The sequence below is a fragment of the Streptomyces sp. NPDC040405 genome, assembly GCF_055595765.1.
In genome coordinates, this window is record NZ_JBVIVI010000006.1 from 316499 (window position 1) to 332699 (window position 16201).

At 69.6% G+C, this 16201-nt stretch carries 18 protein-coding genes; 7 read left to right on the forward strand and 11 right to left on the reverse strand.

Features of this window, described 5'->3' with window-relative positions; all coding sequences use genetic code 11:
- Positions 1–269: 269 nt before the first annotated feature.
- Together ACZ59A_RS25750 and ACZ59A_RS25755 are read right to left on the reverse strand one after the other, a co-directional pair.
- The gene (locus ACZ59A_RS25750) at positions 270–491 is read right to left on the reverse strand and encodes a helix-turn-helix domain-containing protein (RefSeq protein ID WP_470962602.1); all 222 of its coding nucleotides are present in this window, start codon (positions 489–491) and stop codon (positions 270–272) included.
- Complete coding sequence (locus tag ACZ59A_RS25755; RefSeq protein ID WP_470962605.1) at positions 491–982, reverse strand: DUF2975 domain-containing protein; 492 nt, start codon at positions 980–982, stop codon at positions 491–493. Before ACZ59A_RS25755 ends, ACZ59A_RS25750 begins: the two co-directional genes overlap by 1 nt.
- Positions 983–1389: 407 nt before the next feature.
- Here ACZ59A_RS25755 and ACZ59A_RS25760 point away from each other — a divergent pair, with 407 nt between their 5' ends.
- Positions 1390–1989 (forward strand): ALF repeat-containing protein, encoded by a 600-nt coding sequence (locus ACZ59A_RS25760; RefSeq protein ID WP_470962608.1) that lies wholly within the window; start codon positions 1390–1392, stop codon positions 1987–1989.
- 694 nt (positions 1990–2683) lie between these two features.
- On the opposite strand, the gene ACZ59A_RS25765 is transcribed toward ACZ59A_RS25760, so the two are convergent.
- Positions 2684–3883, reverse strand: coding sequence for a lactonase family protein (locus ACZ59A_RS25765; protein ID WP_470962611.1), 1200 nt, complete (start codon positions 3881–3883; stop codon positions 2684–2686).
- A 180-nt stretch (positions 3884–4063) separates the two neighbouring features.
- Here ACZ59A_RS25765 and ACZ59A_RS25770 point away from each other — a divergent pair, with 180 nt between their 5' ends.
- Genes ACZ59A_RS25770 through ACZ59A_RS25780 form a run of 3 tightly spaced genes read left to right on the forward strand, consistent with a single transcriptional unit; the run spans position 4064 to position 6406 of the window.
- Positions 4064–4753: an alanyl-tRNA editing protein gene (locus ACZ59A_RS25770; RefSeq protein WP_470962614.1), complete on the forward strand. Its 690-nt coding sequence runs from the start codon at positions 4064–4066 to the stop codon at positions 4751–4753.
- On the forward strand, positions 4753–5331 hold the full coding sequence (locus ACZ59A_RS25775) for a helix-turn-helix domain-containing protein (protein WP_470962617.1): 579 nt from the start codon (positions 4753–4755) through the stop codon (positions 5329–5331). Before ACZ59A_RS25770 ends, ACZ59A_RS25775 begins: the two co-directional genes overlap by 1 nt.
- 16 nt (positions 5332–5347) lie before the next feature.
- Positions 5348–6406, forward strand: coding sequence for a threonine aldolase family protein (locus ACZ59A_RS25780; RefSeq protein WP_470962620.1), 1059 nt, complete (start codon positions 5348–5350; stop codon positions 6404–6406).
- Positions 6407–6455: 49 nt separating this feature from the next.
- Here the strand turns inward: ACZ59A_RS25780 and ACZ59A_RS25785 are convergent, their stop codons facing one another.
- Positions 6456–7235, reverse strand: coding sequence for an oxidoreductase (locus tag ACZ59A_RS25785; protein ID WP_470962623.1), 780 nt, complete (start codon positions 7233–7235; stop codon positions 6456–6458).
- Between the two features lie 23 nt (positions 7236–7258).
- A complete protein-coding gene (locus ACZ59A_RS25790) occupies positions 7259–7609 on the reverse strand; it encodes an MBL fold metallo-hydrolase (protein ID WP_470962626.1) in 351 nt (116 codons plus the stop codon).
- A 10-nt stretch (positions 7610–7619) separates the two neighbouring features.
- On the opposite strand from ACZ59A_RS25790, the gene ACZ59A_RS25795 reads away from it, so the two are divergent.
- Both ACZ59A_RS25795 and ACZ59A_RS25800 read left to right on the forward strand, forming a co-directional pair.
- The gene (locus ACZ59A_RS25795) at positions 7620–7781 is read left to right on the forward strand and encodes an MmyB family transcriptional regulator (protein ID WP_470962629.1); all 162 of its coding nucleotides are present in this window, start codon (positions 7620–7622) and stop codon (positions 7779–7781) included.
- Between the two features lie 240 nt (positions 7782–8021).
- Positions 8022–9212 (forward strand): alginate lyase family protein, encoded by a 1191-nt coding sequence (locus tag ACZ59A_RS25800; RefSeq protein ID WP_470962632.1) that lies wholly within the window; start codon positions 8022–8024, stop codon positions 9210–9212.
- Between the two features lie 7 nt (positions 9213–9219).
- Here ACZ59A_RS25800 and ACZ59A_RS25805 read toward each other — a convergent pair whose 3' ends face one another.
- Genes ACZ59A_RS25805 through ACZ59A_RS25825 form a run of 5 tightly spaced genes read right to left on the reverse strand, consistent with a single transcriptional unit; the run spans position 9220 to position 14709 of the window.
- Entirely contained in the window at positions 9220–10218 is a 999-nt protein-coding gene (locus tag ACZ59A_RS25805; protein ID WP_470963146.1) for an ABC transporter ATP-binding protein, read from the reverse strand.
- The gene (locus tag ACZ59A_RS25810; protein ID WP_470962635.1) at positions 10211–11230 is read right to left on the reverse strand and encodes an ABC transporter ATP-binding protein; all 1020 of its coding nucleotides are present in this window, start codon (positions 11228–11230) and stop codon (positions 10211–10213) included. The genes ACZ59A_RS25805 and ACZ59A_RS25810 overlap by 8 nt, the downstream gene beginning before the upstream one ends.
- Positions 11227–12189 carry an ABC transporter permease gene (locus ACZ59A_RS25815; protein ID WP_470962638.1) on the reverse strand — a complete coding sequence of 321 codons (963 nt, stop codon included), beginning with the start codon at positions 12187–12189 and terminating at the stop codon, positions 11227–11229. Before ACZ59A_RS25815 ends, ACZ59A_RS25810 begins: the two co-directional genes overlap by 4 nt.
- Before the next feature lie 14 nt (positions 12190–12203).
- Complete coding sequence (locus tag ACZ59A_RS25820; RefSeq protein ID WP_470962641.1) at positions 12204–13133, reverse strand: ABC transporter permease; 930 nt, start codon at positions 13131–13133, stop codon at positions 12204–12206.
- A 1-nt stretch (position 13134) separates the two neighbouring features.
- Complete coding sequence (locus ACZ59A_RS25825) at positions 13135–14709, reverse strand: ABC transporter substrate-binding protein (protein ID WP_470962644.1); 1575 nt, start codon at positions 14707–14709, stop codon at positions 13135–13137.
- Between the two features lie 570 nt (positions 14710–15279).
- Here ACZ59A_RS25825 and ACZ59A_RS25830 point away from each other — a divergent pair.
- Positions 15280–15525: a hypothetical protein gene (locus tag ACZ59A_RS25830; RefSeq protein ID WP_470962646.1), complete on the forward strand. Its 246-nt coding sequence runs from the start codon at positions 15280–15282 to the stop codon at positions 15523–15525.
- Positions 15526–15528: 3 nt separating this feature from the next.
- On the opposite strand, the gene ACZ59A_RS25835 is transcribed toward ACZ59A_RS25830, so the two are convergent.
- On the reverse strand, positions 15529–16149 hold the full coding sequence (locus ACZ59A_RS25835) for an L-threonylcarbamoyladenylate synthase (protein WP_470962649.1): 621 nt from the start codon (positions 16147–16149) through the stop codon (positions 15529–15531).
- Positions 16150–16201 lie beyond the last annotated feature (52 nt).

Here is a 16201-nt window from a genome sequence, read left to right on the forward strand (position 1 = left end):
AGCGACCCACCGCCCGGTCCAACGCGCCGCCGCACCGTCGCCTCCGTCGGCAGGCACCGCTTCGGCGACAGCGGGTCGGGCCGTACGCCAAGGTGCTCCGGGACGGACGGCGGATCGTCGGTGATCCACTCACCCACTGCCAGCAGGGAGGTCGTTCCGGCCGGAACCGCGCATGCGGTTAGCGCGAGCACGACGACCCAAAGCGTGCCGTACACCGCGCGGATCGCGAGGGCCGGGAACCTCGACCAGCCGCGATCTTGAAAGGCACGTCATTCGCCTGCGGCGTCCTCGGCCTCCCAGCGCAGCAGGTCGCCCGGCTGGCACTCGAGCACGTCGCAGAGAGCGGCGAGCGTGGCGAAGCGCACCGCCTTGGCGCGGCCGTTCTTGAGTACCGCCAGGTTGGCGGGCGTGATCCCTACGCGGTCCGCGAGTTCGCCCACGGACATCTTCCGCCTGGCCAGCATCACGTCGATGTCGACGGTGATCGGCATCAGATCACCTCGTCCAACTCGGCCTGCATCTGCGACGCTTCGGCGTCGCGCGCGACGGCCTGGGTGAGCAGCATCCGCAGTACGAGCACGATGAGCGCGACCCCCAGGATGGCCAGGCCGATCCCGCCCATGATGACGGTGACGCCCGGGTCGTCCCGCTGCCCCGGCGCGTTGATGGCCGTGACCGCGAACCAGATGAGGGCAGTCGCCACGATCGCGCCGATCACACCGTCCACATAGCGGAAGGCGGCGGGGGAGAACACGGTTCCGCGACGCACCATCGCCACCAGCCGCCACACGCAGACCAGGGCGACCTGGACCGACACCATGCCCAGGATCGTGGCCACGCGCAGCGCCGTCAGTGGGAGCGACCCGTCCTCCGGGTCGCTCCCGCTGACCAACGCCCACACCATCCCTGCCTGTACGCACATGGTGCCGGCGAGCACCACCACGAGCACGGCGCGCAGCGCGCGCACGGTCAGCTTTCCCATGACTCATCCTTCCACCGAATAGCGATAGAAATCTATCGAGATTCGATAAGTAAAGCAAGGGTTGGGACGGAAGGTGGGCGGCAGTTTCGCACGGTTGCGCGAGTCTTGATCTTGTCGAAGTCGGCCCCACTTGAACACAAAACGGACGCCGCCCGAGTACACCCACCCTGATGCGCCCGGCCCGGCCCTCATCGTGGACGGGACGCAGGGTCTCGGGACCGTAGAGCACACCGGCGACGCCCCAAGGCGCTGCGTGCACCGAATCCATCAGTGGTCGGCCCTCGCCCCGAGTGAGGGACTGCCGCACCCACAGTGCTCTTTTCCGGACTAACCAATTCCTGGTGCGATTTTGGCGCGCATAGGTGATCATCTGCATACCTGAAGTTCGAACACGGAGGCATACCTTCATGAGACCGACGCGAGCCGTTCTGCTCGTCGTGGCCACCGCCCTGACCCCGGCCCTCCTCTTCACCGCCCCGGCGTTTGCCAACGGTTCGGCGGCCCCTGTCACCACCGCCGTGGCGACCGTGTCCGGCACACCGGTGGACGAGATGTCGGAGGACGAGCTGCGCGTAGCGATCGCCACCATCCTGGCGGACGAGAACAGCGGTCGGGGGGTCGTCCGAGAGGCCAATGAGGCCCTCGACGGCACCGTGGACGACATGCGCACCTTCTTGCGGACCGGCTACCGACTGGCTCAGGCCGAGGACGACCGGGTCGCCATCGCCCGCATCCTCCACGTAGCAACGCAGAACAAGGACAAGCGAGTCATCGAGGAGGCCGACAAGCTCCTGGACGACAACTCCCCGGAGGAGATGCGCGCCTGGCTGGAGACCGGCTACCGACTGGCCCAAGCCGAGGACGACGCCGTCTACATAGCTCGCCTGCTCGCGGCTCCGAACACCAGTGATGCCCTGCGCGCCGCAGCCAACGCTGCCCTCGACGACGGCTCCCCGGAAGCTCTGCGCTACTTCCGCGAGGTGGGGCAGTACGAGGTGGCCGGTTAGGCAAAGCCCTGCCCGATGTGTCCGGCGGCAATCCGGTCAACGACTCGATGCCGCCCTCGGCCCTACGTCCCACGGCTCTGTGTCGTTCCAGAAGCTCGCGGTCCATCCCCCAGGAACCTGAAGCTGGGGTGGCGGGTCCATGAAGCCCGCCGCCATCAGCGAAGCCATCGTCCGGCGGTCCGTGCCGCCGTAGGCCCCCGTCGTCCCGGACCATCCGGTGTCGGGGCTGGAGGTGAAACCGGGACGGAGTAGATCAAGAAATAGTGTGCCAAGCACGCAACTGGGCCTGGCCCCTGACGCCGCGGCATCCAGGTCCGGGTGCGTGGCGAAGTGTGGAGTTCAGAAGTGCCAGCCTTGGTGCGATCCGATGCAGAAGCAAGGGCAATAGGCCAGCATCAGGCCCTGAGGGGTGAGCACCACATGGCAAGGCAGGCCCTCGCCCACGGCGCGGGCACGTTCTTCAACGACCGTGTCCACCCTGAGTCCCGCTGGTCCAAGTGCCCACACCCTTACGCGATCCAACACCGCAGCGCGACGGGCAAGCAGTCCGAGGAGCCCGGCTTCAGGGCCCAGGACAAGGCGATCACGCGGCTGCCGCTGCTGACATTGCGGCCGTGGCGCTGCCGAGACCACGACGCCGCAGACACGCGCTGGAGGATGTCCGCGGCGTCGGATGATCGGATGCTGGGGAGGGTCACGCCGCGACGATGCCCTCCATGCCACCGGTCTCGGCGGAGAAGCGGGGCAGGCCGTCGGTGGCCTTGGTGACCAGCGTCAGCTTTCCGTTGGCCTCGACCCGGAAACCGTCGACGTTGCCTGTCGTGCCGTTCTGCACGTAGAGGAACGCGCCGTCGGCGGAGGCCGCCATGTCGATCGCCCCGCGGGAGTCAGCCGACAGCGGCACCGCCTGCTTGGCCACCACCTTGACCTTCCCGGCGGAGTCCACGCTGTAGGCGGACACGGTGGAGTTGCCGGTACTGGCGCCGTAGAAGAAGCCCCCTGCGGCCTGGATCCAGCACAGTGTGTTCTGCCCGTTCGGCACCGCGGCCGACACGGTGGTCAGCTTGCCGTCGGCCCCGACCTCGTAGGTGCTGACCGTCGACTTCTCCGCCTCGGTGACGAACATCCGGCCACCCTGGTCGAAGGTGAAGCCGAAGGGGACGTTGCCCGCCGACTTGTTCGAGACCGCCTTCTGGGCGAGGGCGCCGTCGGACCCGACGGGGAAGACCTCGATGGTGTTGGTCGACTTGATGGTCACCGCCAGGTTCTTGCCGTCGGGTGTGAACGAGACCTGCGCGGGATTGTCGCTGAAGACCGGCACCGCGGGGCCTTTGACGCCCAGCGAGCGCTTCGAGCCGGGCATGGGCTTCAGGCCGTTGTCGGTGATGGTGAAGCCCTGTACGGATGCCTCGCCGCCGCCGTTGAGTACGTAGGCGGTATCGCCGTACACCGCGACCGACAACGGGAAGTCACCACCGGAGGAGACCGAGTGGCGGTCGGAGAGCTTCTGGCCGGACACGCTGAACGAGGTGACCGACCCGCTGCCCGCGTTGACACCGATGAGCATCCGGTGACGCGCGTCGTACACCAGGGACCCCTGCGAGGCCAGCGCGTCGGTGGGCGCGCCCGTGGCAACCGCTCCCTTCCCTCCGGTCTTGTACGTGTCGGCGGCGGTCAGTTTGCCGGTGTCGGAGCGCTTGAAGATGTGAATGGTGTTGCCGGACACCTCGTTGCCCTGCACGAACACCGCGTGGTCCGCACCGGCGGCGGCCGTGGGGGTTTCCTCGCTGGCGTTGGCCAGACTGAACGTCGCCACGGCGGCCACCACCGTGGTCACGGCTACGGACAGGCCGATCGCACGGCTCTTCGTACGGGTCCTGCGGCGTGTGCTCATATCTGCTGCCTCCTCGTAGGGGGTACGACATGGCCCATCCTCCGAAGCCGCCAGGGTGGCCACGGGGGATTCGCAGGCCACGTCACCCCTTCGTAAGAACCTCACGCGCTCCTGCGACAGTGGGATGTATCGTTCGTTATAGTGAACGTAGAGTTCGCCAGATTTCCTAGTGAGGGTGTCATGCAGGTTCCCGCCTACTACGCGGATACGTACGAAGAGCAGGCCCATACCCAGGTGACCGCTATAGGCGAGCGTGACGGCGCGCCGTGGGTGGCGGTCGAGCACTGTCTGTTCCATCCGCAGGGCGGGGGACAGCCCGCCGATCGCGGGTGGGTGGACGGCCATGAGATCGCCCCCGTGCGGGACCAGGACTCCGGCCTGGTGGTGGCCGTGGCCTGCGGTGAGGCGGCGCTGCCGGTCTTCTCGGTCGGGCAGCCGGTCGAGGTCCGCGTCGATCTTCCGATGCGCATCGCACATGCCGCGCTGCACACGGCCGGCCACCTGATCGAGGCGGCCGGGCGGGCGCAGGGCTGGGCGCTGGCCGCGAACAGCCACTTCCCCGGCCAGGCCCGGATCGAGTTCACCGCGCCCCAGCCCGACGCTCGTCTGGACTCCCCGGAGGGCCGGGAGGAGGCCACCGAGGCGCTGCGGAGGGAGGTGGCCGAGGCCATCGCGCAGGATCTGCCCGTGACCTGGGAGAACGATGCCGAGGGGCGCCGCATCGTGCACCTGGCCCAGCTGCACTCGGCTCCGTGCGGGGGAACGCACGTGCACAGCCTCGGTGACCTCGCCGACGTCGTGCTGCCGACGCTGAAGGTCAAGAAGGGCCGGATCCGCGTCTCCTACAGCGCCGCCCACCGGGAGCGGTGATGGCTCCTCCCTCACCCGGCGACCGTCGGCCCGCCAGCAGCACCGCGATCGCGGTCGGGGCGCAGATCCGCCAGCGCCGTGAGCAGCGTGGCATGAGCAGTGCCGAGCTGGCCCGCCGGGCGGGCTTGAGCAAGGCGACGCTGTCGCAGCTGGAGGGCGGGCGGGGCAACCCGACCATCGAGACCCTCGACGCGCTCGCGATCGCCCTGCGCATTCCGCTGACCGACCTTCTGGCCCGCGACACCGACCCGGGGCCGGTGTTCGTGCCCGGCACCGACCTGACCGAAGGCGAAGTGGGACGCGAGCTGCTGCGCCGGATCAGCAGCGGCAACAGCCTGGAGATCTGGCGGCTGCGCATGCCTCCCGGCACGCACCTGGACGGTGTGCCGCACGCGACCGGCACCATCGAGCACCTGCTCGTCTCCTCCGGCCACCTCACCGCCGGGCCCGCCAACGCCCCTACCGACCTGCGCTCCGGCGATCTGCTCGCCTTCGCGGGAGACGCCCCGCACGTCTACCGCACCGGCCCTGAAGCGGCCGACGTCACCGTCGTCATCGCTTCCCCCATCATCAGCTGAAAGACACCCCCTGAACATGAGCGTCACCGCTCCCTCCGCACCCCAGCCCATATTCACCAGCGACAACGCCGCCGGCGCCTGTCCGGAGATCGTCCAGGCCGTCACCGCCGCGGCCGCCGGCCAGGACCTGCCCTACGGCGCCGACCGGTTCACCGCCAGCGCCCGAGCCCGTTTCGACGAGATCTTCGAACGTGACGTCGATGTCCTGCCGGTCTCCACCGGGTCCGCGGCCAACGCCCTGAGCCTGGCCGCCCTCACCCCGCCCTGGGGCAGCGTGCTGTGCCACCGCGACAGCCACATCAACACCGACGAATGCGGCGCCCCGGAGTTCTTCACCAACGGCGCCAAACTCGTTCCCCTGCCCGGCGACGACGCCCGGATCGACCCGGCCCAGCTCGGCACTGCCGCGACGCGGAAAGTCGGCGACGTGCACAGCGTGCAGCCCTCCGTGCTCAGCATCACCCAGGCCACCGAGACCGGCGCTCTCTACACCCCCGACGAGATCCGTGCCCTGGCCCGTATCGCCAAGGACGCGGGCCTGCGCCTCCACATGGACGGGGCCCGCTTCGCCAACGCGGTCGCCGCCCTGGGCTGCACTCCCGCCGAGCTGACCTGGCAGGCCGGTGTCGATGTCCTGTCCTTCGGGGCGACCAAGAACGGCACCATGACCGCCGACGCCATCGTCGTCTTCGACCGCGCCCTCACCCCTGAACTGTCCTTCCGGGCCAAGCGCGCCGGCCAGCTCACCTCCAAGATGCGCTTCCAGTCCGCCCAGCTCGATGCCTACCTCACCGACGGCCTCTGGCTGCGCAACGCCGCCCACGCCAACGCGATGGCCGCCCGCCTGGGCAATGAGCTCAAGGCCCTCCCCGGTGCCGAGCTGCTGCACGCCGTCGAGGCCAACATCCTCTTCTGCCGCCTCCCGCAACCGGTCATCGACCAACTCCTGAGGGAAGGATTCACCTTCTACCACGACCGCTGGGAGCCGGGCGTCTGCCGCTTCGTCACCTGCTTCTCCACCACCGGGCGCGACGTCGACACCCTCCTTGAGGCCGTCCGCCGCCTCACCGCCTGACCCCTTACCCGGCGCGGTGGGGCGGTCCTTCCGCTGGCGTGCTTCCGGTTCAGACGGTCTTGATCGTGCCGCCGTCGATGACGTAGTCGGCGCCGGTGATGTTTCCGGCCACGTCGGACAGGAGGAACGCGATCAGGGCGGCCACTTCCTCGGGCTCGGTCATGCGGCCGGTCGTGACGTTCTGGGCCGTCACCATCTGCTGGGTGAATTCGGCAAGGCTCATGCCGGATGCGGCAGCCCACTGGCTGACCGTGCCGTTGGGGTCCTGATAGACGGAGGTGTTGACCAGGCCGGGGGAGATGGTGTTCACGCGTACGCCCCGGGGGCCGAATTCCTCGGCCAGGGACTTGCCGAGTGCGGTGAGAGCCGCCTTGGTAGAGCTGATGGCGGCCGGGAAACCGCCAGGCATCAGGGCCAGGATGGACGAGACGTTGACGATCGCTCCCCGGCGCTCGATCAGGCTGGGCAGTGCCGCCCGGGTGGCACGGACGGTGCTGAGCACGTTGATGTCGAACGCGCTGGTCCACTCGGTGTCGTCGATGTCGAGGAAGCCGACGGTTGCCCCGTCCCCGCCTCCCACGTTGTTGACCAGCAGGTCGATGCCGCCCAGTTCGGCGAGCGCGCTGTCGATGAGGGCGGAGACTCCTTCCGTGGTGCTCAGGTCGGCGGACACCGTGTGCGCGCCGGTTTCCTTCAGCTCGGGCGTGACGGTGCGGGCGGCGCCCACGACACGGACGCCTTCGCCGACGAGGGTCCGGACGGTGGCGAGTCCGATGCCCCGGCTGGCGCCGGTGACGATGGCGGTCTTGGCGGTGAGGTTGAGGTTCATGGCACTCCAATGGTCGGTCGTTGTCAGGCGTCGATGGGGCGCCAGGTCGACTGGCCGTTCTCGATGCGGACGCGGCCGAAGGGCACGTCGGCGAAGTGGATGCCGAAGCCGATGGTGTCGGGTTTGGCGAGTTCGAGGACGAGGCCGTGGCGGAGGCTGGTGGACTGTTCAACGTTGTGGTCGGCGGGGACCTCCCACAGCGGGTGGCTGATCTGGATCGGGGAGTGGAAGGCGTCGCCGAAGGCGACCACCCGCTGCCCGCCGGCGTTGATGACGTAGGCGGCGTGTCCGGGGCTGTGGCCGGGGGTGAACATGACGTGGACGCCGGGGAAGATCTCCTCGCCGTCGGCCACGGTGCGCACCTGCGGTTGCATTGCCTTGAGCATGTCGCCCAGGCCCTGCGCCGGGGACCTGGACCTCGACTACGACGCCCTCGAAGTCCCCGCCGACCCCGGCCTGACGATCGTCACCTACACCCTCGCCCGCGGCTCCGCCCACGCGCCCGCGTTCCTCCGTCTGCACACGCACAGCGCGGCTCACGAGTGAACGAGCCCGGCGCCTGGCGGGTGCCCAGGTAGGCCAGCGTCCAGAAGTGCGAGGTCAGGCGGGCCAGCCGGGGCGGCGGCGCGAGGGCGGCGACCTCGGGGCTCGCGTCGTTTGCCCGCTACTGCCGAGTACCCATGGACAAGGAGCTGAACGTCGATCACATACGCGAGCATTGACAATGATTGACATGCCCACGACTATCCAATGGTCCAGGCCATCGAGCATGGAAGAGGTCATCGGATGGCACGCACCAGAACCGCCCTGCTCAGGGTTCTCGCCCTGCTCGCCGGACTGCTGAGCCTTCAGCTCACGGGCCCGGCCCCCCGCGCGACCGCCGCGCCGACCACCTTCACCCACCCCGGAGTGCTGGTGAGCCGCGGCCAGCTCGACTACGCCCGGGCCAAGGTGCAGGCCGGTCAGCAGCCCTGGAAGGCCGCGTACGACGACATGATGGCCAGCTCCTACGCCTCACTGTCGCGCGCCGCCAAGCCACGGGCCGTCGTGGAATGCGGATCGTCGTCCAACCCCAACTACGGTTGCACCGACGAGCGCCAGGACGCCATCGCGGCGTACACCAACGCGCTGGCCTGGTACATGACCCGGGACAGCAGATACGCCAAGAAGGCGATCGAGATCATGGACGCGTGGTCCGCGACCATCACCGATCACACCAACAGCAACGCCCCGCTGCAGACCGGCTGGGCCGGATCCACCTGGCCACGGGCCGCCGAGATCATCAAGTACACCTACGACGGCGGCTGGTCGAACTCCAACCGCTTCGCGACCATGCTGCGCACCGTGTACCTCCCCGAGGTGATCAGCGGCGCCGAGACCAAGAACGGCAACTGGCAACTGGTCATGACCGAGGCGGCGATCGGCATCTCCGTCTTCATCGAGGACCGCACCAGCTACGACAAGGCCGTGAACACCTACCTCGCCCGCGTCCCGGCGTACGTCTACCTGAACACTGACGGCGATCTGCCCGAGCCGCCCGCGAACAGCAGCATCGACACCAAGGCCGAGATCGTCAAGTACTGGCAGAACCAGAGCACCTTCGCCGACGGCCTCTCCCAGGAGACCTGCCGCGACTTCGGGCACACCGGCTGGGGCCTCGCCTCCATCGCGGACATCGCCGAGACCAGCCGCATCCAGGGCCAGGACCTCTACCCGAAGATCCAGGAGCGGCTGCGCCAGACACTGGGCTTCCACACCTCGTACGAGAACGGCGCCACCGTGCCGTCCTGGCTGTGCGGCGGCTCGGTCAAGAAGGGCCTCGACGAGGTCACCGAGGTCGGCTTCAACGCCCTCCACAACCGCCTCGGCATCGCCATGTCCAACACCCAGAAGTACACCGAGGCACACCGCCCCTCCGGCACCGACAACTACTTCAACGCCTGGACGACCCTCACCCACGCGGACAACCCCTCCTGACCGCCCCTCAGCCGTCGAGCGGAAAGTGGCACAGGCCCTCGTGCGGCTCCTGCCCGGTGTGCGCCGCGGGTGCGCGGGTGACGGCCACCGGTGCCGTCTCCGCGCACCGGTCCTCGCTCTTCCAGCAGCGGGTACGGAACCGGCAGCCCGAGGGGATGCCGTACGGGGAGGGGATCTCACCGCGCAGCGGAATCTCCTCCTCGTCCGCCGCCCCGGACACATCGAGCCGGGGAGCGGAGGACATCAGGGCGGCGGTGTAAGGATGCAGCGGCCGGTCGAAGACATCGTCGGCGCGGCCGTGTTCGATGACCTTGCCCAGGTACATCACCGCCACCCGGTCGGAGATGTACCGGACCACGGACAGGTCGTGGGAGATGAACACATAGGACACCCCGAGCCGCGTCCGCAACTCGGAGAGCACATTGAGCACTTGGGCCTGCACCGACAGGTCCAGCGCGGACACGGGCTCGTCGCACACGATGAGGTCGGGTTCGAGGGCCAGCGCGCGGGCGATGCCGATGCGCTGCCGCTGCCCGCCGGAGAACTCGTTCGGGTAGCGGTGGGCGTCGCTCTCCCGCAGTCCGACGAGGGACAGCAGCTCCCGGACCCGGCGGTCCCGCTCCCGGGCCGTGGGCACGATGTCGCGGTGGGTGCGCCACGGCTCGCCGATGAGGTCGGCCGCGGACATCCGGGCGTTGAGCGAGGCGAACGGGTCCTGGAACACCATCTGCACCCGGCGCCGCCACGCCAGCAGATCCTTGCCCTTGAGGGTGAACGGGTCGGTGCCGTCGAAGCGCACCGTTCCCGCGTCCGGCCGCTCCAGCCCGAGCACCACCCTGGCCAGGGTCGACTTTCCGCAGCCGGACTCGCCCACCAGGCCCAGGGTCTCGCCGCGCCCGACCCGGAGGTCGACTCCGTCCACCGCGGTCAGACGGCGGCGGCCGTGGCCGAACGACTTCGTCACGCCCCGGACGTCGAGCAGAGGTGTTCCGGGGGTCTCAGACACGGTCACGGTCCAGCTCCTCGGAGAAGTGGCAGGCGGCCGAGCGCGCGGCGCCCACGGACTCCAGAGGAGGGCGTTCCGCGGCGCAGCGTTCCCGGGCCAGCGGGCATCGGGCCTGGAAGACACAGCCGGACGGCACCGCGCTCAGCTCGGGCGGGCTGCCGGGGACGGCGGGCAGCGGGCGGCCCCGGACGGCGTGCTCGGGAACGGAGTTGAGGAGCGCCTTGGTGTAGGGGTGGCGGGGGCGGGAGAACACGTCCCGCACCGGGCCGGTCTCCACCACGTTGCCCGCGTACATCACCACGACGTCGTCCGCGCGCCGGGCGACCACCGCCAGGTCGTGGGTGATCAGTACGAGCGCCATGTCCCGCTCGGTCTGCAGGTCCCGCAGCAGCCGCATGATCTGCGCCTGCACGGTGACGTCGAGCGCGGTCGTCGGCTCGTCGGCGATTAGCACATCGGGGTCCAGGGCGACGGCCATCGCGATCAGCAGGCGCTGCCGCATGCCGCCGGAGAACTGATGCGGATACGAGCGCGCCCGCAGCCGGGGCTCGGGGATGCCGACGCGCGTCATCAGCTCCACCGCCTTCTCCGCGGCGTGGCGCCGCGACAGCCCGCGATGGATACGGAACGGCTCGGCGAGCTGCCGCCCGACCGGCTGGACCGGGTTGAGCGCGGCCAGCGCGTCCTGGAAGACGATCGACAGCACGGGACCGGCCAGCTTTCGGCGCTCGGCCGGGCTCAGCCGCACCACATCGGTGCCGGACACCCGCACGGATCCGCCCGTCACCTCGGCTATCGGGTCGAGCAGTCCGGCGATGGACAGCGCGGTCATCGACTTCCCGCAGCCGGACTCGCCGAGGAGCGCCAGGGTGCGCCCCTTGCGCACACCGAAGCTGACGCCGTCCACGGCGCGGACCGTGCCGGAGGGGGTGTGCAGATCGACGCGGAGCCCCTCGACCTCGAGCGCCGGAGCGCCGGTCGCGGCGGGCGCGGGCAGGGCGGAGTGCTTCACGCGATCATCTCCGGGGGGACGGCGGCGCGGTTGCCGCGCCGCTTCCTGGGCAGCGTCAGCCGCCACCGCTGGCCGGGATCCGTGGCCAGGCGCACCCAGGCGGCGAGCACCGTGGCGGACACCGTGGTGAGCATGATGGCGAGCCCCGGCAGCACGGCGATCCACCAGGCGGTACGAAGGTACTGGCGCCCCTGGGCCACCATCAGCCCCCAGCTCACCTCGGGCGGCTGGATGCCGATGCCGAGGAAGCTCAAGGACGACTCGGTCAGCATGACGAAGCAGAAGTCGAGCGTGGCCACGGTCAGCAGCGTCGGCAGCGCGATCGGCAGCAGGTGGCGGACGATGATGGCCCGGCCGGGCGTGCCGAACGTGCGGGCCGCGTCGACGAACAGACGGCTTCTCAGCTCGGCTGCCTCCGCGCGGGCGGTGCGCAGATAGACGGGGATGCGCGCGACGGCGAGGATCAGCACGATGTTCAGCGCGCTGGGTGCGAACACGTACAGCACGACCACCGCGATCAGCAGGGACGGAAAGCTGAGGATGACATCGGCGACGCGCATCGCGACGTTCTCGCGCGCGCCTCCGTGGTACCCGGCCCACAGCCCCAGGGCGGAGCCGATCAGCAGCGAGCACAGCACCGCGGGCACCGCGATGGACAGCGTCGTCCCGGCGGCGTCCACCAGCCGGGCCAGCACGCTGCGGCCCAGGACGTCCGTGCCGAGCAGCCCGTAGAAGCCGTGGTCGAGGGAGGGCGGGCGCAGCGAGGCGCGCAGATCCTGCCGTACCGCCCGGTCGCCGAGGAACAGCTTGCCGAACAGCGCGACGAGGAACACCAGGGCCAGGACGGCGGCCGCGGCGGCCGCGGTCCGGTCCCGGCCGAGCAGCAGCCACCAGCGCGGCGGACGGGAGCGCGAGGAGGTTGCCGCACCGGAGGGTGAACGGCCGTCGGGGGCGGGCATGGTGGCTCCTTCGCTCACGCCGGTACCGCCTGGCGCACTCGCGGGTCGATGAGCGCGTGGCAGACGTCGACGAGGATGTTCAGCGCGAAGATCGTCACGGCGGTGAGCAGGACGGCGGCCTGCAACACCGCGAAGTCGCGCTGGAGAATCGAGTCGATCATGAGCTTGCCGATCCCGGGCCAGCCGAAGATCGTTTCCACCACCACCGCGCCGTTGACGAGCCCGACGGCGAGGTCCCCGGCGACGGTGAGGACGGGCGTGACGGCGTTGCGCAGGGCGTGCCCGAACACCACGCGCGTGGCATCGGCGCCCTTGCTGCGGGCGACCTTGACGTAAGGAGCCGACAGCGCGCCGACCATGCTGCCGCGGACCACCTGGACGAGCACTCCGAACGGGCGGATCAGCAGGGTGGCCAGCGGCAGCACCCACACCTCGGGACCGCCCAGGGTGCCGGAGGTCGGCAGCCAGTCCAGGGTCACTCCGAAGACCAGCACGCCCATGATCGCGAACCAGAAGTCGGGGATGCTGGCCGCGGTCATCGACAGCAGACCGGCGAGCCTGTCGACGGCCGACTGCGGCCGGTAGGCGGCGAGGCTTCCGACCAGCAGGGCGCCGAGGACCGCCAGCAGCATGGTCATGCCCGCGAGCTGGAGGGTGACGGGAAACGCCTCCAGCACCATCGAATCGGCGGGCTCCCCGGTGCGCAGCGATGTGCCGAAGTCGAGCCGCGCGGCGTTGGTGAGGTAGTCCCACAGCTGCACCGGGAGGGAGTCGTCGAAGCCGTGGGCGGCGGAGAACTCCGCGCGCTGCTCGGGGGTGGCGCTCAGCGGAAGGTAGAGGTCGACGGGGTCGCCGGTCAGCCGGGCCAGGCAGAACACGCCCAGCACCACGAACACCAGGGGTATCGCGCTGGAGATGATGCGCTTGCGCAGGAAGGACGCCATATCAGTGGTTCCCCGCCTTCCCGGCCTTCGCGGGGCGGACCTCGGACAGCCGCATCTCGTCCCCGGTGGCGGAGTCCGGGCGGTACCGCACCGAGGGCGACAGCCCGAGCAGTCCGCGCATATGGGCCAGATAGGCGTACTGCGCCACCTTCTCGTTCTGATAGGCGAGCACCGCGGCGAAGGCCCGCTGCCGGGCCTTGCCGGACAGCGCGTTCGCCGCCGCGATGCGCCGGTCGAGCCGCGGGGTGCCGAAGGTGGACTGCGGGCCGTCGCTCAGCAGGTACTGACTGGTGGTGAAGGCCGCGTCCCCGGCCTGGTTGCCGTGCATGATCAGCAGCGCTATCGGCCCGACGCCGCGGGGGAGCGGGCGCAGCTGGTACTGCAGGTGCGTGGCGGTATCCGCCATCCGGATCCGTACGTTCAGCCCGATGCGCGCCATCTGGTACTGCAACGCCTCGGCCACCTCCGCGATCCCGGCGAACTGGCCGTTGCGCGCGACGAGGGTGATCCGCCGGTCGACGGGCACGCCGTCGGCGGCGGCCCGCCCGACCAGCGCGCGGGCCGCGGCCTCTCGGTACGGGGTGGTGGCGAGCTTGTCGTTGTGCCCCACCACGCCGGGCGGGACGAGTTGTGCGGCGGGCTTGGCGAGCCCCCCGAGCAGGGCGTCGGCGATGCCCGTACGGTCGATGGCCATGCCGATCGCCTTGCGTACCCGGATGTCGTTCAGCGGTGCCTCACGGCCGTCCAGCCGCAGGGCGGTCGTCTCGTTGTTGGGGTAGGCGACGGTGCTGTCCTTGGTCGCGTCCACGGGGTCCAGCGCCGTCGCGATGTCGGCCTCGCCCTTGTCGATCATCGCGGCCCGGACGCTGGCATCGCCGCGCCAGACATATCTGGCCCGGGGATAGGCGGGGGCCTTGCCCCAGTATCTGTCGTTGCGGGTCAGGGAGATCGAGACCCCGGTCTCCCACTTCCTCACGGCGTAGGGGCCGGTCCCGACCGGTATGCGTACCTTGGCCCGGGTGTCGGTGGTGCGCGGCACGATCTCGATGAAGCTGAGCCGCAGCGGGAGGATGGGGTCGGCCTTTTCGGTGGTGACGGTCAGCCGGGTCGGGCTCACCGCGCGCACGTCGAGCTTTTCGTCGCCGAAGACATAGCCGTCCACATTGCAGGCGAGATCCGAGTTGACGGCGCGTTCGATGGAGAAGGCGGCGTCCTTCGCGGTGAAGGGCCGCCCGTTCTGGAAGGTCACGCCCGAGCGGATGCCGAAGTTCCACGTCCTGGGCTTCGTCTGCCGCCAGCCGGTCGCCAGCAGCGGTTCGAGCCTGCCCGAGGTGGGATCCCGTTCCACCAGCGGTTCGGTGACGTTCGAGCGGACGACGACGCCGGTCGCGGTGAGCGAGGACTCGCAGGGCTCCAGCGTCGGGGGCTCCTGGGTGAGAACCACCCGCAGCGTGCCGCCGCCCGCGCTCCCGGCATCGCCCGCGTCGTCGCTGTTCGCCACGGCACACGCGCTGGTCAGCAGCATCGTCCCCGAGACCATAAGGGTGAGCACGGTGCGCGCCCGGTCGGATCTCATCCTGGCCCCCGAGACTGTCTACATGTGCGTACTCGGTCTGCATTTATAAACGCCGAAGCTAAGGCGGAGGTGGCGGGGCGTCAAGAGATCTGACAGAAGGGGCTGTTGGGGAATCGGAGGTCACACCTCACCCGGACGGCGGGCGTCGGGCGATGGTGAGCACCCGGGGCGCACGAGGCGAACCAGCAGGTCCAGCAGTGCACCGAAGAGCGGATGCGGTGCGTATCAGCACCCGCTCGGTGCGGATCGCGTCGTACGCCCCCTCCGTGAGCCCCGACGCCTCGAGGGCCGTGTCACCCTCCAGCCCGATGCCGCACCCGGCGTCAAGGACGCGCATGCCGGGGCGAATGTCGAGTGAACGTCGCATGGCCCGTTGGACCGCCCGCACACCCGGCAGTTGGTCGACCTCGTCCAGGAACCCGGTCAGGGCGGCCGAGCCCGCGAGGCCACGCTGCGGACGGTGCCGAAGTGCCGTGTGTGAAGGGGGTGTGATCGCTGGACCCTGCCCGCTCGGCGGGGCGGCGGATGACCTTAGACTGCCCACGTCTTCAAGTCGATCAGGAGCACCACATGCAACGCCGCCTCGCCCCCGCACTCGCTCTCGTGGCAGTGACCGCCCTCGCACTCACCGGCTGCGCGCAGGACTTCGAGAAAGGCCCCGAGGGGAAGGTCACCGAAAAGGTCAAGGACGGGAAGAAGTTCTACCTGGTCGTCGATCCCGCCAAGGGGGGCGAGGGGAAGAAGTTCCGGGTCAGCAAGTACGACTACCACGACTGCAACCGGGGTGCGAAGTACCCCAAGTGCATCGACGACTAGGTCCTATTCGAACCGCGCGGTGTCACCCGCTCCTCGGCGCACGATCTGGACCTCGCCGTCGGAGAAGTCGATGACGGTGGTCGGCTCGGTGCCACAGTCGCCCGAGTCGACCACGGCGTCCACCACATGGTCGAGCCGCTCCTTGATCTCCCAGCCCTGCGTCATCGGCTCGTCCTCGCCGGGCAGCAGCAGGGTGCTGGACAGCAGCGGCTCGCCGAGGTCGGCGAGCAGCGCCTGAGTGACGGCATGGTCCGGAATCCGCACGCCGACCGTCTTCTTCTTCGGGTGCGGCAGCTGCCGCGGCACCTCCTTGGTCGCGGGGAGGATGAAGGTGTAGCTGCCCGGCGTCGCCGCCTTGATCGCGCGGAACACATCCTTGTCGATGTGCACGAACCGGCCCAGCTGCGAGAAATCCTGGCACACCAGGGTGAAGTGGTGACGGTCGTCGAGGTCGCGGATCGACCGGATCCGGCTGATGCCGTCGCGGTTGCCCATCTGGCAGCCCAGCGCGAAGCAGGAGTCTGTCGGGTAGGCGACAAGCCCGCCGGATCGGATCCTGTCGGTCACGTTGCTGATGGTCCGCGCTTGGGGATTGTCTGGGTGAACATCGAAGTACTTCGCCATCTGAGGAGCCTAATCGATCGCCGGTCGGGAGGCGCGGCGCGCGCAGCAGGGA

Excerpts from the sequence above, each read along its gene's own strand:
- ACZ59A_RS25750 (WP_470962602.1), bottom strand. The coding sequence starts at position 491 with ATGCCGATCACCGTCGACATCGACGTGATGCTGGCCAGGCGGAAGATG.
- ACZ59A_RS25755 (WP_470962605.1), bottom strand. The coding sequence starts at position 982 with ATGGGAAAGCTGACCGTGCGCGCGCTGCGCGCCGTGCTCGTGGTGGTG.
- ACZ59A_RS25760 (WP_470962608.1), top strand. The coding sequence starts at position 1,390 with ATGAGACCGACGCGAGCCGTTCTGCTCGTCGTGGCCACCGCCCTGACC.
- ACZ59A_RS25765 (WP_470962611.1), bottom strand. The coding sequence starts at position 3,883 with ATGAGCACACGCCGCAGGACCCGTACGAAGAGCCGTGCGATCGGCCTG.
- ACZ59A_RS25770 (WP_470962614.1), top strand. The coding sequence starts at position 4,064 with ATGCAGGTTCCCGCCTACTACGCGGATACGTACGAAGAGCAGGCCCAT.
- ACZ59A_RS25775 (WP_470962617.1), top strand. The coding sequence starts at position 4,753 with ATGGCTCCTCCCTCACCCGGCGACCGTCGGCCCGCCAGCAGCACCGCG.
- ACZ59A_RS25780 (WP_470962620.1), top strand. The coding sequence starts at position 5,348 with ATGAGCGTCACCGCTCCCTCCGCACCCCAGCCCATATTCACCAGCGAC.
- ACZ59A_RS25785 (WP_470962623.1), bottom strand. The coding sequence starts at position 7,235 with ATGAACCTCAACCTCACCGCCAAGACCGCCATCGTCACCGGCGCCAGC.
- ACZ59A_RS25790 (WP_470962626.1), bottom strand. The coding sequence starts at position 7,609 with ATGCAACCGCAGGTGCGCACCGTGGCCGACGGCGAGGAGATCTTCCCC.
- ACZ59A_RS25795 (WP_470962629.1), top strand. The coding sequence starts at position 7,620 with ATGTCGCCCAGGCCCTGCGCCGGGGACCTGGACCTCGACTACGACGCC.
- ACZ59A_RS25800 (WP_470962632.1), top strand. The coding sequence starts at position 8,022 with ATGGCACGCACCAGAACCGCCCTGCTCAGGGTTCTCGCCCTGCTCGCC.
- ACZ59A_RS25815 (WP_470962638.1), bottom strand. The coding sequence starts at position 12,189 with ATGCCCGCCCCCGACGGCCGTTCACCCTCCGGTGCGGCAACCTCCTCG.
- ACZ59A_RS25820 (WP_470962641.1), bottom strand. The coding sequence starts at position 13,133 with ATGGCGTCCTTCCTGCGCAAGCGCATCATCTCCAGCGCGATACCCCTG.
- ACZ59A_RS25825 (WP_470962644.1), bottom strand. The coding sequence starts at position 14,709 with ATGAGATCCGACCGGGCGCGCACCGTGCTCACCCTTATGGTCTCGGGG.
- ACZ59A_RS25830 (WP_470962646.1), top strand. The coding sequence starts at position 15,280 with ATGCAACGCCGCCTCGCCCCCGCACTCGCTCTCGTGGCAGTGACCGCC.
- ACZ59A_RS25835 (WP_470962649.1), bottom strand. The coding sequence starts at position 16,149 with ATGGCGAAGTACTTCGATGTTCACCCAGACAATCCCCAAGCGCGGACC.